The organism is Streptomyces sp. NPDC051976, from assembly GCF_040680795.1.
GTDB lineage: Bacteria > Actinomycetota > Actinomycetes > Streptomycetales > Streptomycetaceae > Actinacidiphila.
This window is the reverse complement of the sequence record NZ_JBFAXL010000043.1, coordinates 64,122-82,337: the sequence shown is the minus strand read 5'-3', so window position 1 is coordinate 82,337 and position 18,216 is coordinate 64,122. Positions and strand designations below refer to the sequence as shown.

Annotated in this window: 14 protein-coding genes; 10 read left to right on the top strand and 4 right to left on the bottom strand. The window is 68.8% G+C overall.

The genetic code is table 11. The features are described 5' to 3' along the window. Positions 1–45 precede the first annotated feature (45 nt). From AB0M29_RS32535 to AB0M29_RS32520, 4 genes are all read right to left on the bottom strand, one after another. Complete coding sequence (locus tag AB0M29_RS32535) at positions 46–813, bottom strand: succinate dehydrogenase/fumarate reductase iron-sulfur subunit (protein WP_365389238.1); 768 nt, start codon at positions 811–813, stop codon at positions 46–48. Further along, the gene (locus AB0M29_RS32530) at positions 810–2,753 is read right to left on the bottom strand and encodes a fumarate reductase/succinate dehydrogenase flavoprotein subunit (protein WP_365389236.1); all 1,944 of its coding nucleotides are present in this window, start codon (positions 2,751–2,753) and stop codon (positions 810–812) included. The genes AB0M29_RS32535 and AB0M29_RS32530 overlap by 4 nt, the downstream gene beginning before the upstream one ends. A gap of 1 nt (position 2,754) precedes the next feature. Next, positions 2,755–3,534 carry a hypothetical protein gene (locus AB0M29_RS32525; RefSeq protein ID WP_365389257.1) on the bottom strand — a complete coding sequence of 260 codons (780 nt, stop codon included), beginning with the start codon at positions 3,532–3,534 and terminating at the stop codon, positions 2,755–2,757. Positions 3,535–3,706: 172 nt separating this feature from the next. Beyond that, entirely contained in the window at positions 3,707–3,994 is a 288-nt protein-coding gene (locus AB0M29_RS32520) for a hypothetical protein (protein WP_365389233.1), read from the bottom strand. Positions 3,995–4,311: 317 nt separating this feature from the next. Here AB0M29_RS32520 and AB0M29_RS32515 point away from each other — a divergent pair, with 317 nt between their 5' ends. From AB0M29_RS32515 to AB0M29_RS32470, 10 genes are all read left to right on the top strand, one after another. Beyond that, positions 4,312–6,135 (top strand): ABC transporter family substrate-binding protein, encoded by a 1,824-nt coding sequence (locus AB0M29_RS32515; RefSeq protein WP_365389230.1) that lies wholly within the window; start codon positions 4,312–4,314, stop codon positions 6,133–6,135. 209 nt (positions 6,136–6,344) lie between these two features. After that, on the top strand, positions 6,345–8,210 hold the full coding sequence (typA, locus tag AB0M29_RS32510; RefSeq protein ID WP_365389227.1) for a translational GTPase TypA: 1,866 nt from the start codon (positions 6,345–6,347) through the stop codon (positions 8,208–8,210). Positions 8,211–8,605: 395 nt separating this feature from the next. Next, positions 8,606–10,249, top strand: coding sequence for an ABC transporter substrate-binding protein (locus tag AB0M29_RS32505; RefSeq protein WP_365389226.1), 1,644 nt, complete (start codon positions 8,606–8,608; stop codon positions 10,247–10,249). 144 nt (positions 10,250–10,393) lie between these two features. After that, positions 10,394–11,317, top strand: coding sequence for an ABC transporter permease (locus tag AB0M29_RS32500; RefSeq protein ID WP_365389223.1), 924 nt, complete (start codon positions 10,394–10,396; stop codon positions 11,315–11,317). Between the two features lies 1 nt (position 11,318). Continuing rightward, the gene (locus tag AB0M29_RS32495) at positions 11,319–12,260 is read left to right on the top strand and encodes an ABC transporter permease (RefSeq protein WP_365389254.1); all 942 of its coding nucleotides are present in this window, start codon (positions 11,319–11,321) and stop codon (positions 12,258–12,260) included. Positions 12,261–12,270: 10 nt separating this feature from the next. Further along, entirely contained in the window at positions 12,271–13,302 is a 1,032-nt protein-coding gene (locus tag AB0M29_RS32490) for an ABC transporter ATP-binding protein (protein ID WP_365389221.1), read from the top strand. Further along, positions 13,295–14,383 (top strand): dipeptide ABC transporter ATP-binding protein, encoded by a 1,089-nt coding sequence (locus tag AB0M29_RS32485; RefSeq protein ID WP_365389219.1) that lies wholly within the window; start codon positions 13,295–13,297, stop codon positions 14,381–14,383. Before AB0M29_RS32490 ends, AB0M29_RS32485 begins: the two co-directional genes overlap by 8 nt. Positions 14,384–14,589: 206 nt before the next feature. Further along, positions 14,590–16,224, top strand: coding sequence for an ABC transporter substrate-binding protein (locus AB0M29_RS32480; protein ID WP_365389217.1), 1,635 nt, complete (start codon positions 14,590–14,592; stop codon positions 16,222–16,224). A gap of 84 nt (positions 16,225–16,308) precedes the next feature. Then, positions 16,309–17,232, top strand: a complete 924-nt coding sequence (locus AB0M29_RS32475; protein ID WP_365389215.1) for an ABC transporter permease — start codon at positions 16,309–16,311, stop codon at positions 17,230–17,232. Then, complete coding sequence (locus AB0M29_RS32470) at positions 17,225–18,214, top strand: ABC transporter permease (RefSeq protein ID WP_365389212.1); 990 nt, start codon at positions 17,225–17,227, stop codon at positions 18,212–18,214. Before AB0M29_RS32475 ends, AB0M29_RS32470 begins: the two co-directional genes overlap by 8 nt. Positions 18,215–18,216: the final 2 nt, after the last annotated feature.

The window sequence follows — 18,216 nt, the reverse complement described above, 5'->3', positions numbered from 1 at the left end:
CGGAGATCGGTCGCGGCACGGGCGGTGCGGCGGTGCGGCGGTGTCCTACTCCCCGCGGCGCCGGATCTTGTTGCCGAGCCAGACCAGCGGGTCGTACTTGCGGTCGACGGCACGCTCCTTCATCGGGATGAGCGCGTTGTCGGTGATCTTGATGTGCTCCGGGCAGACCTCGGTGCAGCACTTGGTGATGTTGCAGTAGCCGAGGCCATGGTCGTCCTGAGCGGAGCGCGCCCGGTCCAGGCCGGTGTCGGCGGCCGCGTCCAGCGGGTGCATGTCGAGTTCGGCCACCCGCATCAGGAAGCGCGGGCCCGCGAAGGACGTCTTGTTCTCCTCGTGGTCGCGGACCACATGGCAGGTGTCCTGGCACAGGAAGCACTCGATGCACTTGCGGAACTCCTGCGAGCGCTCCACATCGACCTGCTGCATCCGGTACTCGCCGGGCGCGACCCCCTTCGGCGGCACGAACGCCGGGACCTCACGGGCCTTCTCGTAGTTGAAGGACACGTCCGTCACCAGGTCCCGTACGACCGGGAAGGTCCGCATCGGGGTGACGGTGATGGTCTCGGCCTGGTCGAAGACCGACATCCGGGTCATGCACATCAGCCGCGGCCGCCCGTTGACCTCCGCGCTGCACGACCCGCACTTGCCCGCCTTGCAGTTCCAGCGGACCGCCAGATCGCCGGCCTGGGTGGCCTGCAGCCGGTGGATGATGTCCAGCACCACCTCGCCGTCGTTCACCTCGACCTGGTAGTCCTGCAGGTCCCCGCCCTCGGCGTCGCCCCGCCACACCCTGAAGTGCGCTGTGTACGTCACCCTTCGAGCTCCTCGTCCGTCAGGTATTTGAGCAGCTCGTCCTTCTCGAAGAGGTCGAGCAGATCGGCCCGGATCGGGTCCATCGGGCGGCGGGTCAGCTCGATCCGGCCCTGCCCGGGATCGGTGTCGGCGAGTCCGGCCGCGGTGTCGGTCAGCTCGCACACCAGGTTGACCTTGCGCCACATGCGGTCCATGCCCGGGTGGTCGTCGCGGGTGTGGCCGCCGCGGCTCTCGGTGCGCTCCAGCGCGGCCTTCGCCACGCACTCGCTGACCAGCAGCATGTTCCGCAGGTCGATCGCCAGGTGCCAGCCCGGGTTGAACTGCCGGTGGCCCTCCACGCCCGCCCGCCGCGCCCTGGCCCGCAGACCGGTGAGGCGATTGAGCGCCTCCTCCATCTCGGGGCCGCGCCGGATGATGCCCACCAGGTCGTTCATGACCTGCTGGAGCTCCTGGTGCAGGGTGTACGGATTCTCCGCGGGCTGGCCCTCGGGCTGCTCCGGGTCGGCCGCCTCCGCGCTGAACGGCCGCAGTGCCTCCGCGGCCGCGCTGTCGATCTGCTCGTCGGCCACCGCGGGCCGCGGGCCGTCGAGCGCGGCGGCGTACTCGGCCGCGTACAGTCCGGCGCGCCGCCCGAACACCAGCAGGTCGGACAGCGAGTTGCCGCCGAGCCGGTTGGAGCCGTGCATCCCGCCCGCGACCTCGCCCGCGGCGAACAGCCCCGGCACTCCGCGGGCCGCCGCGGTGTCCGGGTCCACGTCGACGCCGCCCATCATGTAGTGGCAGGTCGGGCCGACCTCCATCGCCTCGGCGGTGATGTCGACGTCCGCCAGCTCCTTGAACTGGTGGTGCATCGACGGCAGCCGCCGCTTGATCTCCTCGGCGGGCAGCCGAGTCGACACATCCAGGTACACCCCGCCGTGCGGGGTGCCGCGGCCCGCCTTGACCTCGGAGTTGATGGCCCGGGCCACCTCGTCGCGCGGCAGCAGCTCCGGCGGCCGGCGGTGGGTTTCGGGATCGGTGTACCAGCCGTCGGCCTCCTCCTCCGACTGCGCGTACTTCTCCTTGAAGACGTCCGGCACGTACTGGAACATGAACCGCTTGCCGTCGCTGTTGCGCAGCACCCCGCCGTCGCCACGCACCGACTCGGTCACCAGGATGCCCTTGACCGACGGCGGCCAGACCATGCCGGTGGGGTGGAACTGGATGAACTCCATGTTGATCAGCGGCGCCCCGGCCAGCAGCGCCAGCGCGTGCCCGTCCCCGGTGTACTCCCAGGAGTTGGAGGTCACCTTGAAGGACTTGCCGATGCCGCCGGTGGCCAGCACCACCGCGGGCGCCTCGATGACGAAGAGGCGGCCGGACTCGCGGACGTAGCCGAAGACCCCGCTCACCTTGTCGGCGTCCTTGAGCACCCGGGTGACCGTGCACTCCTGGAAGACCTTCAGCCGGGCCTCGTAGTCGCCCGTCTCGGCGAAGTCGTCCTGCTGCAGCGAGACGATCTTCTGCTGGAGGGTACGGATCAGCTCGAGTCCCGTACGGTCGCCGACGTGCGCCAGCCGCGGGTACTCGTGGCCGCCGAAGTTGCGCTGGGAGATCTTGCCGTCCGCGGTGCGGTCGAACAGGGCGCCCCAGGTCTCCAGTTCCCACACCCGGTCCGGTGCCTCCCGGGCGTGCAGTTCCGCCATCCGCCACTGGTTGAGGAACTTGCCGCCGCGCATGGTGTCGCGGAAGTGCACCTGCCAGTTGTCGTGCGAGTTGACGTTGCCCATGCTGGCCGCGATGCCGCCCTCGGCCATCACCGTGTGGGCCTTGCCGAACAGTGACTTGCAGATCACCGCGGTCCGCATGCCCCGTTCCCGGGCCTCGATCGCGGCGCGCAGCCCCGCCCCACCCGCGCCGACCACAACCACGTCGTACGCGTGCCGTTCCACTTGTGTCATCTCAGAAGAACCTCGGATCGTCGAATACGCCGCTTGCCACCAGGTACACGTAGAAATCAGCGACGCCGACGCTGATCAGGGAGGACCAGGCGAGCAGCATGTGGCGGGAGTTGAGCGCTCCCACCCAGCGCCACAGCCGGTAGCGCACCGGGTGGGCGGAGAAGTGCCGCAGCTTGCCGCCCATGATGTGGCGGCAGGAGTGGCAGGACAGGGTGTACGCCCAGATCAGCACGATGTTGACGAGCATGACCAGGGTGCCGAGACCGGCGTGGCCCCAGTTGCCGTTCTCGTCGCGGAACGACAGCGCCACGTCGTAGGTGAGGATCCCGGCGACCGGCAGCGCGAAGTAGAAGGCGTACCGGTGGATGTTCTGCAGGATCAGCGGGAACCGGGTCTCGCCGGAGTACGTCGCGTGCGGCTCGGCGACGGCGCAGGCGGGCGGCGAGGACCAGAACGCCCGGTAGTACGCCTTGCGGTAGTAGTAGCAGGTCAGCCGGAAGCCCAGCGGGAAGATCAGCACCAGCAGCGCGGGGGACAGGCCCCACCAGTCGCCGAACAGGTGCCAGTCCGCGCCGCCCTTCATGTCGGTGCAGTTGGAGGCCAGGCAGGGGGAGTAGAACGGCGACACATAGGGCGCCGCGTAGTAGTTCCCGTTGGCGAAGGCGCGCCAGGTGGAGTACACGACGAAGGCGGCCAGGCCGAGCGCGGTCACCAGCGGCGAGAGCCACCACCGGTCGGTCCGCAGGTGCCGGGCGGAAATGGAAGCGCGCCCCGGCGTCAGGACGCCGCGGCGCGCTTGTGATTCATCGGTGGTGGGGGTGGTTCCGGTGGCCAAGGAGGACTCCGAAGGAGCGGGGATAAGGGGCCGCGGTCGCGGCGGACTGAGCCGTTACGGGTGCGCGACGTCCTGCCGTCCGGCACTGCTGCCGGTACGGGGCCGCCGGGCCGGGCGGCTACGGTGCGTGGCGGTTCGGGCCGCCCAGTCCTTCGTCCTCCGCGTCGGTCCACAGCCCGCGGTCGTACGGGGCGTCCGGGATCGTGACCATCTCGACCTTCCGGCTGCCGACGGCCGTCGGCACGGCTTCCTGCAGCAGGCCCAGACTCTCCCGTAGATGACCGGCGTCCGCGCGCACGCGGCGCATGTCCAGGCTGTCGCCGACATGCTCGTCGAGACGCGCGACGCAGCGCATCAGGTCATCGAGTCGACGCTGAACCGAAGTCAGGTCGTCGTGTAGGGACATATGAGGCCCTCACCATCTGCCGCCGTGCGGGTGGGTGACGCGGTGGATGTCGCTTCGCGCAGCGAGTGTCGCGCGTCACACCGCGCCTTGGGAAGACGCCTGCAGTGATTCTACCGCCGAACGAGTGACGCCACAGGGGTCACAGAGGTCGCGGGTTGGGCCGTACGGGTGATGTGCGGGCGGTCTGCCGACGTGTCGCCGCGCACCCGGGGGTGATCTCGTCTCCACTGGGCCCGATTACCCGCAAATCAGCCCAAATGAGTATGTGCCCGGCGAATGCCTACACAAGCCGCCGAGGCCGCGGAGGTGCCCGACCCATGAACCGCAGCGCGAACCCGACTGCCGTCCCCCCGGCGGCCCCGGCCCGCCGGGTCTCCCCTGCCGTCCTGCGCGTCGCCGTGGCGCTGACCGCCGGGGCCACCCTCACGCTGACCGCGTGCTCGTCGGGCTCGACCGGCGGCGGCGGTGGCGGCGCCGCCGGCGCCGCGGGCACCGATGTGGCGTCCGTGTCCCGGGCCGGCGTCCGCGACGGCGGCACGCTGCGCTGGGCGGCCGACGAGGTGCCGCGCACCCTGAACGTCTACCAGGCCGACGCCGACGCGGACGCGGTGAAGATCGCCGGGGCCACGCTGCCCGCGATGTACCGGCTCGACAGCCGCGGCCGCCCCCAGCTCGACAAGGACTTCCTGGCCTCCGCCGACGTCGCCCAGGAGCCGCGGCAGGTGGTCACCTACCAGCTCAACCCGAAGGCGAAGTGGAGCGACGGCCGGGCCGTGGAAGCGGCCGACTTCGTGGCCCAGTGGAAGGCGCTCAACGGCACGAACGCCGCCTTCTGGACGGCCCGCAACGCCGGGTACGACCGGATCTCCGACGTCCGGCAGGGCGCCACGGCGCAGCAGGTCAAGGTCACCTTCGCCACGCCCTACGCCGACTGGCAGTCGCTGTTCAGCCCGCTGTACCCCAAGAGCGTCACCGGCACGCCGGACGCCTTCAACGACGGCGTCCGCACCAAGATGGACGTGGTGGCGGGTCCCTTCACGGTGAAGGCGCTCGACAACCGCGCCAAGACCGTCACGCTGGTGCGCAACCCCTCGTGGTGGGGCCAGCGCGCCAAGCTCGACCAGATCGTGCTCACCGCGGTGCCGCTGGACAACCGGGCCGCGGCGCTCGCCGCGGGGACGCTGGACCTGGCCGAGATCGACCCCGGCCAGCTCGCCGCGGTGCACCGGGCCAAGGGCGTGGCCGTCCGGAAGGCCCCCGGCGCCGCCTACGCCCAGCTCGCCATCAACGGCAGCACGGGAGTGCTCGCCGACGAGCGGATCCGGCACGCGGTGGCCCGCGCCATCGACCGCAAGGCGATCGCCACGGCGGTCCTCAAGCCGCTCGGGCTGCCCGTGCAGGCGCTCGGCAACCACCTGGTGCTGCCCTCGCAGGACGGCTACCAGGACCACAGCTCGGCGCTGGGCGGCACCGACGTCAAGCAGGCCCAGGCGCTGCTGGCCGACGCCGGCTGGCAGCGGTCGGCCGCCCGTACCGGCGACCAGGCGGCGGCGGGCCCCGGCCGTACCGCCGCGGCGGGCGCCGGCGCGGTGACCGTGGTGGAGCCCAGCAAGGCGGTGATGAAGAGCGGCAAGCAGCTCACCCTGCGGTTCGTGCTCCCCGCGAACTCGCCGACCCTCGACGACGTCGGCGGCCGGATCGCCAAGATGCTCTCCGTCGTCGGCATCCGCTCGGAGATCACCAAGGTCGCCGGTGACAGCTTCTTCCAGGACCACATCGCCTCCGGCGACTTCGACCTGGCGCTGTACTCCTGGCCGGGCAGCGCCTTCCCGGCCACCGACGACACCCCGATCTTCGCCAAGCCCGTCCCGGCCCCCGACGGCTCGCTGACCGTGGCCCAGAACTACACCCGGGTCGGCACCGACCAGATCGACCAGCTGCTGACCCGGGCAGGTGGCGAACTCGACACCGGCGCCGCCCGCAAGCTCACCGCCCAGGCCGACGAGCGCATCTGGGCCGAGGCGGGCTCCATCCCGCTCTACCAGCGGCCCTCCCTGGTGGCCCTGCGCAACGGCGTGGCCAACGCCGGCGCCTTCGGCTTCCAGACCCCGGTCTACCAGGACCTGGGATTCCGTAAGTAACCGTAAGTAACACCGCGTGGAACGCGGTCGTGGAGCCGGGGCAAAGCGGGCGGAAAGCCAGTCGCGGTACGGGCGAGGGGGCTCTCGGGCGGCCGAGAGCGGTTGAGGCCCGTACCATGGGGTAAGGCCGCGGCTGGACCATGCCCGGCAGGCGAGCGCGTCAACGAGGAACGCGACGTCATCCACGATTCCGGGAGAAGCGCCGCAGCATGTCCACGCGCCACGATATTCGTAACGTCGCCATCGTCGCCCATGTCGACCACGGCAAGACGACCCTCGTCGACGCCATGCTCAAGCAGGCGGGCGCCTTCGCGGCGCACCAGCATCTGGACGACCGGATGATGGACTCCAACGACCTGGAGCGCGAGAAGGGCATCACCATTCTCGCGAAGAACACGGCCGTCAAGTACCACCCCAAGGGTGGCGGCGACGTGATCACCATCAACATCATCGACACCCCCGGCCACGCCGACTTCGGCGGTGAGGTCGAGCGCGGCCTGTCGATGGTCGACGCGGTCGTCCTGCTGGTGGACGCCTCCGAGGGCCCGCTGCCGCAGACCCGCTTCGTGCTGCGCAAGGCCCTGACCGCGAACCTGCCGGTCATCCTGTGCATCAACAAGACCGACCGGCCGGACTCCCGGATCGACGAGGTCATCAACGAGACCTACGACCTGTTCCTCGACCTGGACGCCACCGAGGACCAGATCGAGTTCCCGATCGTCTACGCCTGCGCCCGTGACGGCGTCGCCTCGCTGACCAAGCCGGAGAACGGCACGGTCCCCCCGGACAGCGACAGCCTGGAGCCGTTCTTCTCCACGATCCTGTCCACCGTCCCGGCCCCGGTCTACGACGAGGAAGCGCCGCTGCAGGCGCACGTCACCAACCTGGACGCCGACAACTTCCTCGGCCGTATCGCGCTGCTGCGGGTCGAGCAGGGTCACCTGAAGAAGGGGCAGACCGTCGCCTGGATCAAGCGCGACGGCAGCATCTCCAACGTCCGCATCACCGAGCTGATGATGACCGAGGCGCTCACCCGCAAGCCCGCCGAGAGCGCGGGCCCCGGTGACATCTGCGCGGTCGCGGGTATCCCGGAGATCATGATCGGCGAGACGCTGGCCGACCCGGAGAACCCGATCGCGCTGCCGCTGATCTCGGTCGACGAGCCCGCGATCTCGATGACCATCGGCACCAACACCTCGCCGCTGGTCGGCAAGGGCGGCAAGGGCCACAAGGTCACCGCGCGCCTGGTCAAGGACCGGCTGGACCGCGAGCTGGTCGGTAACGTCTCCCTGCGCGTGCTGCCCACCGAGCGCCCGGACGCCTGGGAGGTGCAGGGCCGCGGTGAGCTGGCGCTGGCCATCCTGGTGGAGACCATGCGCCGGGAGGGCTTCGAGCTGACCGTCGGCAAGCCCGAGGTGGTCACCAAGGAGATCAACGGCAAGCTGCACGAGCCGATCGAGCGGATGACCATCGACTCCCCCGAGGAGCACCTGGGCGCCATCACGCAGCTCATGGCGACCCGCAAGGGCCGGATGGAGACGATGACCAACCACGGCTCCGGCTGGATCCGTATGGAGTGGATCGTGCCGTCCCGCGGCCTGATCGGGTTCCGCACCGAGTTCCTCACCCAGACCCGCGGCACCGGCATCGCGCACTCCATCTTCGAGGGCCACGAGCCCTGGTTCGGCGAGCTGCGCACCCGTAACAACGGCTCCCTGGTGGCCGACCGCGCCGGTACGGTGACGCCGTTCGCGATGATCAACCTCCAGGAGCGCGGTGTCATCTTCACCGAGGCCGGCACCGAGGTGTACGAGGGCATGATCATCGGCGAGAACTCGCGCTCCGACGACATGGACGTGAACATCACCAAGGAGAAGAAGCTCACCAACATGCGTGCGGCGTCCGCCGACAACACCGAGAACGTGGTGCCGCCGCGCAAGCTCTCGCTGGAGCAGTCGCTGGAGTTCTGCCGCGACGACGAGTGCATCGAGGTGACCCCGGAGACGGTCCGTATCCGCAAGGTCGTCCTGGACCAGAAGGAGCGCGGCCGCACGGCCTCGCGCGCCAAGCGCTGACCGCCATGTGCTAGGGGAGGGGTCCGGGGTGTTCCCGGACCCCTCCCGTATGTCTGAAGGGCGTCCGATATTCGGACGCCCTTCACCGTTTATCGGCGTTAGATGGATCACACTGTCCGTTTCAAGACTGTCTGTCTACGTTCCAGAATGTCCGGATTCTGGGACCGGGATCGGGTCCGATGTGACCAAAGCGAGATCAGGGGTGGGTCGAACCGGCCTCAAACGTGCCCGATAGTGGACGAAGTTGAGCTCGGGTCAATGGGTCACGCGCTGATGGGGAGCGCCGACTCACGAGCACGGAAGGCCAGGCCCTTCTCCTGTCAGGGGTGTCAGGAGTGTCAGCGGACGCGGCCTTCCTTTCACGTATCGACAGTGACTCCTGAGGAGGCAAACCCATGCGCGGTGCCAAGAGCGCCAAGTGGGTCGTAGGTGCGGCGGTCGTCGCACTGGCAGCGACCGCCTGCGGTTCGAGCAGTTCCGACACCAAGGCGGGCGGATCGAACGACGGTGTGGTGCGGGCGTGGTGGGGAGACCCCCAGAACCCGCTCGAGCCGGCGAACACCAATGAGGTACAGGGCGGCAAGGTCCTGGACATGATCTTCATGAACCTCAAGGAGTACGACCCGAAGACGGGCAAGGCCAACCTTGAGGCGGCCGACTCCATCACCACGACCGACCAGCAGAACTTCACCATCAAGCTGAAGCAGAACCTGAAGTTCTCCGACGGCACCCCGGTGACCGCCGCCTCCTTCGTGGACGCCTGGAACTACGGCGCCCTGGTCACCAACAAGCAGCTGAACTCCTACTTCTTCGCGGACATCGACGGCTACGCCGCGGTGCACCCCGAGAAGGAGGGCGCTGCCCCGACCGCCAAGACGATGTCGGGCCTGAAGGTCGTCGACGACCACACCTTCACGGTCAAGCTGACCCAGAAGTTCTCCACGTGGCCCGACCGCCTCGGCTACAAGGCGTTCGCGCCGCTGCCGAAGTCGTTCTTCACCGACCACGCCGGCTACCTCAACAAGCCGGTCGGCGACGGCCCGTACAAGATCGTGTCCTACGCCAAGGGCTCCAGCATGAAGCTGGTCCCGAACCCGTACTACACCGGTCCGAGCAAGCCCAAGAACAAGGGCGTGCTGCTGAAGGTCTACACCGACAGCAACACCGCCTACGCCGACCTGCAGGCGGGCAACCTCGACGTCCTCGACGACATCCCGGCCGAGCAGCTCAGCCACGTGAAGTCGGACCTCGCGGGCCGCTACCTGAACCAGCCGGCCGGCATCATCCAGACGGTGTCCTTCCCGCTGAACCAGAAGGCGTGGAACGCCCCGGGCATGGACAAGGTCCGCAAGGGCCTGTCGATGGCGATCGACCGCAAGACCATCACCGCGAAGATCTTCCAGGGCACCCGCACCCCGGCGGCCGACCTGACCTCCCCCGTGCTCGGCGCGGCCGGCGGCTACAGCGACACCATCGGCGGCGAGTCGGTCTCGTACGACCCGGCCAAGGCCAAGCAGCTCATCCAGCAGGGCGGCGGCATCCCCGGCGGTCACATGACCATCGGCTACAACGCCGACTCCGGCTCGCACAAGCAGTGGGTCGACGCGGTCTGCAACAGCATCAACAACGTGCTGGGCAACGACAAGGCGTGCGTGGGCGCCCCCACCGGCACCTTCGCGGACTTCCGCAACCAGATCACCAAGGGTGAGATGAAGCAGCCGTTCCGCTCCGGCTGGCAGATGGACTACCCGCTGATCGACGACTTCCTGACGCCGCTCTACGCGACCGGCGGCAGCTCGAACGACTCGCACTACAGCAACCCGAAGTTCGACGCGCTGATCAAGCAGGCGAACGCCGAGCCGGACACCGCCAAGGCGACCGCGCTCTACCAGGACGCCGAGAAGATCCTCATGACGGACATGCCCGTCATCCCGCTCTGGTACCAGAACGGCGAAGCCGGCTGGTCGTCGCGGGTGTCCAACGTGACGGAGAACGCCTTCAGCTACCCCGTCTACACCGAGATCACGGTCAACAACTGACCCGCGGTCCGGTCACCGGACCCAAGGAAACAGACACGGGCGCCCTGACCGGGCGCGGGGGGAACTGACAGCAACCGCTCGCGGTGTGGATGTCGGCCGGGGCCACGAGCCCCGGCCGACGTCTGCCCGATCCCTGGAGGGCAGATGGGGCGCTACGTCATCAGGCGACTGCTCCAGATGGTTCCGGTCTTCATCGGAACCACCTTTTTGATCTTCGTGATGGTCTACGCGCTCGGCGACCCCGTGGCCGCCATGTTCGGCGACCGGGCACCGGACCCCGCCACCGCGGCCCAGATCAGGCACGACCTCTATCTCGACCACTCGCTGCCCCTGCAGTACGTGCACTACATGGGGCAGATCTTCACCGGGAACTTCGGCAACGGCGCCAACGGCCAGCCGGTCACCGAGCTGATGGGCTCGTCCTTCCCGGTCACCATCCGGCTCGCGCTGGTGGCCTTCGCCATCGAGGCGGTCGTCGGCATCGGCCTCGGCCTGCTCGCCGGCCTGCGCCGCGGCCGTTTCGCGGACACCAGCGTGCTGGCGTTCACGCTGCTGGTGGTCTCCATCCCGACCTTCGTCACCGGCTACCTGCTCCAGTACTTCCTGGGCGTCAAGTGGGGGATAGCCAACCCCGCGGTCGCCGAGGGCGCGCCGCTGGGCGACCTGATCCTGCCCGGCGTAGTGCTGGCCGGCGTCTCGCTGGCCTACGTGGCCCGGCTGACCCGTACCTCGGTCGCGGAGAACTCCCGCGCCGACTACCTGCGCACCGCCGTCGCCAAGGGCCTGCCCCGGCGCCGCGTGGTCACCGTGCACCTGCTGCGCAACTCGCTGATACCCGTGGTCACCTTCCTCGGCACCGACATCGGCGGCCTGATGGCCGGCGCCGTCGTCACCGAGCGGATCTTCAACATCCACGGCGTCGGCTACCAGCTCTACCAGGGCATCCTGCGGCAGAACCCGCCGACCGTGGTCGGCTTCGTGACGATCCTGGTGATCGTCTTCCTCGCCGCCAACCTGCTCGTCGACCTGCTCTACGCGGTCCTGGACCCGAGGATCCGGTATGCCTGAGATGACTGACACCCCGGGCCTGGCGCAGCCGGTCACCCCCGCCGCCGCCGCGCCCACCACGCCCGCCGCACCGTCCGGCCCCGAGCCGCAGCGGGAGAAGGCGCGCAGCCTGGCGGGCGACGCGTGGCGCGACCTGAGCCGCAAGCCGATGTTCTACATCTCCGGGCTGCTCATCCTCTTCCTGATCGTCATCGCGATCTGGCCGGGCGTCATCGCCAGCGGCAACCCGCTCTCGTGCGACCTGTCCAAGTCGCAGATGGGCCCGACCGGCGGCCACCCCTTCGGTTTCGACACCCAGGGCTGCGACGTCTACACCCGTACGGTGTACGGCGCCCGTGACTCGGTCGCCGTCGGCATCCTCACCACCGTGGGCGCCACGCTGGTCGGCGCGGTGCTCGGCGGTCTCGCGGGCTTCTTCGGCGGCCTGTGGGACACCCTGATCTCGATGGTCAGCAACATCTTCTTCGGCATCCCGATCCTGCTCGGCGGCGTCGTCTTCCTCTCCGTGGTCAAGGGCGGTTCGGTCACCACGGTCACCGCGTTCATGGTGCTGCTCGGCTGGCCGCAGATCGCCCGTATCGCCCGGGGCGCGGTCATCACCGCCAAGCAGCAGGACTACGTGCAGGCCGCCAGGGCGCTGGGCGCGGGCAACACCCGGATGCTGCTGCGGCACATCCTGCCCAACGCGCTCGCGCCGGTCATCGTGGTGGCCACCATCGCGCTGGGCACGTACATCTCGCTGGAGGCGACCCTGTCGTTCCTCGGCGTCGGCCTCAAGCCGCCGGCGGTCTCCTGGGGCATCGACATCTCGCAGGCGTCCAACCAGATCCGCAACGCCCCGCACATGCTGCTGTGGCCCGCGGGCGCGCTGAGCATCACCGTGCTGGCGTTCATCATGCTCGGCGACGCGGTGCGCGACGCCCTCGACCCGAAGCTGCGCTAGGAGGGCTGCGATGACCATCATCGACGAGACCGCGAGCGCCGCGGCGGCGCCCCGCGCCGCCACGGCACCGCTGCTCGAGGTGCGCGACCTGCACGTCGAGTTCCACACCAGGGACGGCGTCGCCAAGGCCGTCAACGGCGTCAACTACTCGGTGAACGCCGGGGAGACGCTGGCCGTGCTCGGCGAGTCCGGCTCCGGCAAGTCCGTGACCGCGCAGGCCGTCATGGGCATCCTCGACATGCCGCCGGGTCGTATCCCGCGCGGTGAGATCCTCTTCCGCGGCGAGGACATGCTCAAGATGTCCGGCGAGCAGCGGCGGCGGATCCGCGGCCAGAAGATCGCGATGATCTTCCAGGACGCGCTCTCCGCGCTGAACCCGGTGCTGAGCGTCGGCTACCAGCTCGGCGAGATGTTCCGGGTGCACCAGGGCGCCTCCCGCAAGGAGGCCAAGGCCAAGGCGATCGAGCTGATGGACCGGGTGCGCATCCCGGCCGCGGCGCAGCGGGTCAACGACTACCCGCACCAGTTCTCCGGCGGTATGCGCCAGCGGATCATGATCGCCATGGCGCTCGCCCTGGAGCCCGACCTGATCATCGCCGACGAGCCGACCACCGCGCTCGACGTGACGGTCCAGGCGCAGGTGATGGACCTGCTCGCGGAGCTGCAGCGCGAGTTCCACATGGGCCTGATCCTGATCACCCACGACCTCGGTGTGGTCGCGGACGTCGCCGACAAGATCGCGGTGATGTACGCGGGGCGGATCGTGGAGACCGCGCCGGTGCACGAGATCTACAAGCGGCCCGCGCACCCGTACACCAAGGGCCTGCTCCGGTCGATTCCCCGGCTGGACCAGAAGGGCCAGGAGCTCTACGCGATCAAGGGCCTGCCGCCCAACCTGCTGCGCATCCCGTCCGGCTGTGCCTTCAACCCGCGCTGCCCGATGGCGACCGATGTGTGCCGTACCGATGTGCCGGTGCTGCACACGGTCGGCGAGGGCCGCGGCAGCGCCTGCCACTTCTGGAAGGAGACCCTCGATGACTGACTTCGTGAAGACCGGCGACGCACCGCGGGGCGAACCGATTCTCCAGGTCCGCAACCTGGTCAAGCACTTCCCCATCACCCAGGGGATCGTGTTCAGGAAGCAGATCGGGGCGGTCAAGGCCGTCGACGGCGTCTCCTTCGACCTCTACCCGGGCGAGACCCTGGGCATCGTCGGCGAGTCCGGCTGCGGCAAGTCGACGGTCGCCAAGCTGCTGATGAGCCTGGAGCAGGCCACCTCCGGTGAGGTGTTCTACAAGGGCCAGGACATCACCAAGCTGTCGGGCCGGGCGCTCAAGGCGGTCCGCCGCAACATCCAGATGGTGTTCCAGGACCCGTACACCTCGCTCAACCCGCGGATGACGGTCGGCGACATCATCGGCGAGCCCTTCGACATCCACCCCGAGGTGGCCCCGAAGGGCGACCGGCGCACGCGGGTCCAGGAGCTGCTGGACGTCGTGGGCCTGAACCCGGAGTACATCAACCGGTACCCGCACCAGTTCTCCGGCGGCCAGCGGCAGCGCATCGGCATCGCCCGCGGCCTGGCGCTCAACCCGGAGATCATCATCTGCGACGAGCCGGTCTCGGCGCTGGACGTCTCGGTGCAGGCGCAGGTGATCAACCTGATGGCGAAGCTCCAGGACGAGTTCAACCTGAGCTATGTCTTCATCGCGCACGACCTGTCGATCGTGCGGCACATCTCCGACCGGGTCGGCGTGATGTACCTGGGCCGGATGGCGGAGATCGGCACCGACACCGAGATCTACGAGCACCCGACCCACCCGTACACCCAGGCGCTGCTCTCCGCGGTGCCGGTGCCGGACCCCGAGGCGCGCGAGCACCGGCAGCGCATCCTGCTCCCCGGCGACGTGCCCTCCCCGGCCAACCCGCCGTCCGGCTGCCGGTTCCGCACCCGCTGCTGGAAGGCCGAGGCGCGCTGCGCCGAGGAGACCCCGCTGCTCGCGGTGCCCACCCGCTTCCAGGGCGGCGGCACCCCGGCCGCCCACGAGTCGGCCTGCCATTTCGCGGAGGACCGGGATGTCGTGGGCGCGGCGGACCAGGCGGAGGCGCTGAGCGCGGGCTGAACCACCGCCGCACACCGCCGAGTTCGAGGCGCCCCGGTCCGGGAGGGAAGGACCGGGGCGCCTTGCCGTCTCCGTCCGGGTGACGACAGGTCATCTCGTGGCCAATGCATTGGTGCGACGACACGGGCGATGAGAAGTGCGCCTTAGGCCGTCTTGCGGTGTCATGGGTGACTAAGTGTCATTTGTGACCCATGAGGAGGCACGCGATGCGCGGAGCCACGCGCTTGAAGTGGGCCGTCTGCGCGACGGCCGTCGCCCTGGCGGCCGCCGGCTGCGGCAGTGGAAGCGGCGGCGGAGGCGGCAGCAGCTCGGGTGTCGTCCGCGCCTCGTGGGGTGACCCGCAGAACCCACTGGAGCCGGCCAACACCAACGAGGTGCAGGGCGGCAAGGTGCTCGACATGATCTTCCGCGGCCTGAAGAAGTACAACCCGAAGACCGGCGCGGCGGAGAACATGATCGCCCAGTCGATCACCACCACCGACTCGCAGAACTTCGACATCAAGATCAAGCCGAACTGGACCTTCAGCAACGGCCAGAAGGTCACCTCGTCCTCGTTCATCGACGCCTGGAACTACGACTCGCAGCTGAAGAACGCGCAGCTCAACGCCAGCTTCTTCAGCTACATCGACGGGTACGAAAAGGTCCACCCGGACAAGGCCGGCGCCGCCGCCACCGCGACCTCGCTCTCCGGCCTGACCAAGGTCAGCGACACCGAGTTCAAGGTGAAGCTCAACCAGAAGTTCTCCACCTGGCCGGACACCCTGGGCTACTCGGCGTTCTACCCGCTGCCGCAGGCGTTCTTCACCAACCGCGCCTCCTGGCTCGCCAAGCCGATCGGCAACGGCCCGTACACCATCTCCTCGTACACCAAGGGCTCGCAGATGAGCCTGAAGAAGTGGGCGGCCTACCCCGGTCCCGACGGGGCCCAGAACAACGGTGTCGAGCTGCGCGTCTACACCGACAACAACACCGCGTACACCGACCTGCAGGCGGGCAACCTCGACCTGGTCGACGACATCCCGGTCTCGCAGCTCAAGAACGTCAAGAACGACCTCGGCAACCGGTACATCAACCAGCCGGCCGGCATCATCCAGACGCTCGCCTTCCCGCTGTACAACGCGCGCTGGTCGTCGGCGAACTCCGCCAAGGTCCGGCAGGGCCTGTCGATGGCGATCAACCGGCCGCAGATCACCCAGCAGATCTTCCAGAACACCCGCACCCCCGCCTCGGACTGGACGTCCCCGGTGCTCGGCGCGGCGGGCGGCTTCAAGGAAGGGCTCTGCGGCGCCGAGTGCACGTACAACCCGAGCAAGGCCAAGCAGCTCATCCAGCAGGGCGGCGGCCTTCCCGGCGGCAAGATCACCATCTCGTACAACGCGGACACCGGCTCGCACAAGGAATGGGTCGACGCGGTCTGCAACAGCATCAACAACTCGCTGGGCAACCAGAACGCCTGCGTCGGCGCTCCGGTCGGCACCTTCGCCGACTTCCGGAACAAGATCACCAACAAGCAGGAGGACAACCCGTTCCGGGCCGGCTGGCAGATGGACTACCCGCTGATCCAGGACTTCCTGCAGCCGCAGTACTACACCGACGCCTCGTCGAACGACTCGCACTACAGCAACGCGAACTTCGACAAGCTGGTCAACCAGGCCAACGCCGAGGGGAACATCCCCAAGGCCGTCAGCCTCTTCCAGGACGCCGAGAAGCAGCTCGTCATCGACATGCCCGCCATCCCGCTCTGGTACCAGAACGGCAGCGCCGGCTACTCCAGCAACATCAGCAACGTCGCGCTGAACCCTTTCAGCGTGCCCGTCTACAACGAGATCAAGGTCGGCTGACCCCGCACGGAGGCCGCACCGGGCACCCCCGGTGCGGCCTCCGCCCGCTTCCCCGCTCCGCCGTCATTCCTCGGAAGGCTCCCCATGGGACGCTATGTGATCCGGCGGCTGCTCCAGATGATCCCGGTGTTCATCGGCAGCACGTTCCTGATCTTCTTCATGGTCTACGCGCTCGGTGACCCGGTCGCCGCCCTCTTCGGCGACCGCGCGCCCGACCCCGCCACGGCCGCCCAGATCCGGGCCGACCTGCATCTCAATGACCCGCTGTGGAAGCAGTACCTGATCTACATGAAGAACATCTTCACCGGCGACTTCGGCACCGCCTTCAACGGCCAGTCGGTGGTCGAGCTGATGCGCAGCGCCTTCCCGGTCACCATCCGGCTCACTATCGTCGCCATCCTCTTCGAGATCATCATTGGCATCGTCCTGGGCGTGCTCACCGGCATGAAGCGCGGCAAGCCCGTGGACACCGGAGTGCTGCTGCTCACCCTGGTCGTCATCTCGGTGCCGACCTTCGTCACCGGCTACGTGCTGCAGTACATCTTCGGCGTGCAGCTCAAATGGGTCAGCCCCTCGGTGTCGCCCGCGGCCCCGTTCAACGAACTGATCCTGCCGGGACTGGTCCTCGCCCTGGTCTCGCTCGCCTACGTGACCCGGCTGACGCGTACCTCCATCGCCGAGAACACCCGGGGCGACTACGTGCGCACCGCCGTCGCCAAGGGCCTGCCGCGCCACCGGGTGATCATCCGGCACCTGCTGCGCAACTCGCTGATCCCCGTGGTCACCTTCATCGGCACCGACATCGGCGCCCTCATGGGCGGTGCCATCGTCACCGAGCGGATCTTCAACATCCACGGCGTCGGCTACCAGCTCTACCAGGGCATCCTGCGCAACAACGCGCCCACCGTCGTCGGCTTCGTGACCATCCTGGTGCTGGTCTTCCTGCTGGCGAACCTGCTCGTCGACCTGCTCTACGCGGTCCTGGACCCGAGGATCCGGTATGCCTGAGTCGCACAACCCACTGGACCCGAGCCAGGGGCCGATCGCGCCCGGCGGCGGCTACGGCGGCGGATTCGACCTGGCCGCCGCCGAGGGCGAGACCCTGGAGCGGCCGCCCGGCCCCGAGGGCCAGGAAGCACCGGACAAGCCGCGCAGCCTGTGGTCCGACGCCTGGCGGGACCTGCGGCGCAACCCCATCTTCATCATCTCGGCGCTGATCATCGTCTTCCTGGTGATCATCTCGATCTGGCCGTCGCTGATCGCCAGCGGCGACCCGCTCAAGGCCGACCTGTCCAAGTCGCAGGCCGGCTCGTCACCCGGCCACCCCTTCGGCTACGACAGCCAGGGCCGCGACGTCTACACCCGCGTGGTGTACGGCGCCCGCGCCTCGGTCACCGTCGGCGTCTGCGCCACCGCGGGCGTGGTCATCGTCGGCAGCGTGCTGGGCGGGCTCGCCGGGTTCTTCGGCGGCTGGGGGGACGCGATCCTCTCCCGGCTCAGCGACGTCTTCTTCGGCATCCCGGTCATCCTCGGCGGCCTGGTCTTCCTGTCGGTGGTCACCAACAGCACCGTCTGGCCGGTGGTCGGCTTCATGGTGCTGCTCGGCTGGCCGCAGCTCGCCCGTATCGCCCGCGGCTCGGTGATCACCGCCCGCAACAACGACTACGTGCAGGCCGCGCGGGCGCTGGGCGCGGGCAACTCCCGGATCCTGCTGCGGCACATCGCGCCCAACGCGGTCGCCCCCGTCATCGTCGTCGGCACCATCGCGCTGGGCACGTACATCGCGCTGGAGGCGACGCTGTCGTACCTCGGTGTGGGCCTGCGGCCGCCGACCGTCTCCTGGGGCATCGACATCTCCGACGCCTCCAACCAGATCCGCAACGCTCCGCACATGCTGCTGTGGCCCGCGGGCGCGCTGAGCATCACCGTGCTGGCGTTCATCATGCTCGGCGACGCGGTGCGCGACGCCCTCGACCCCAAGCTGCGCTGAGG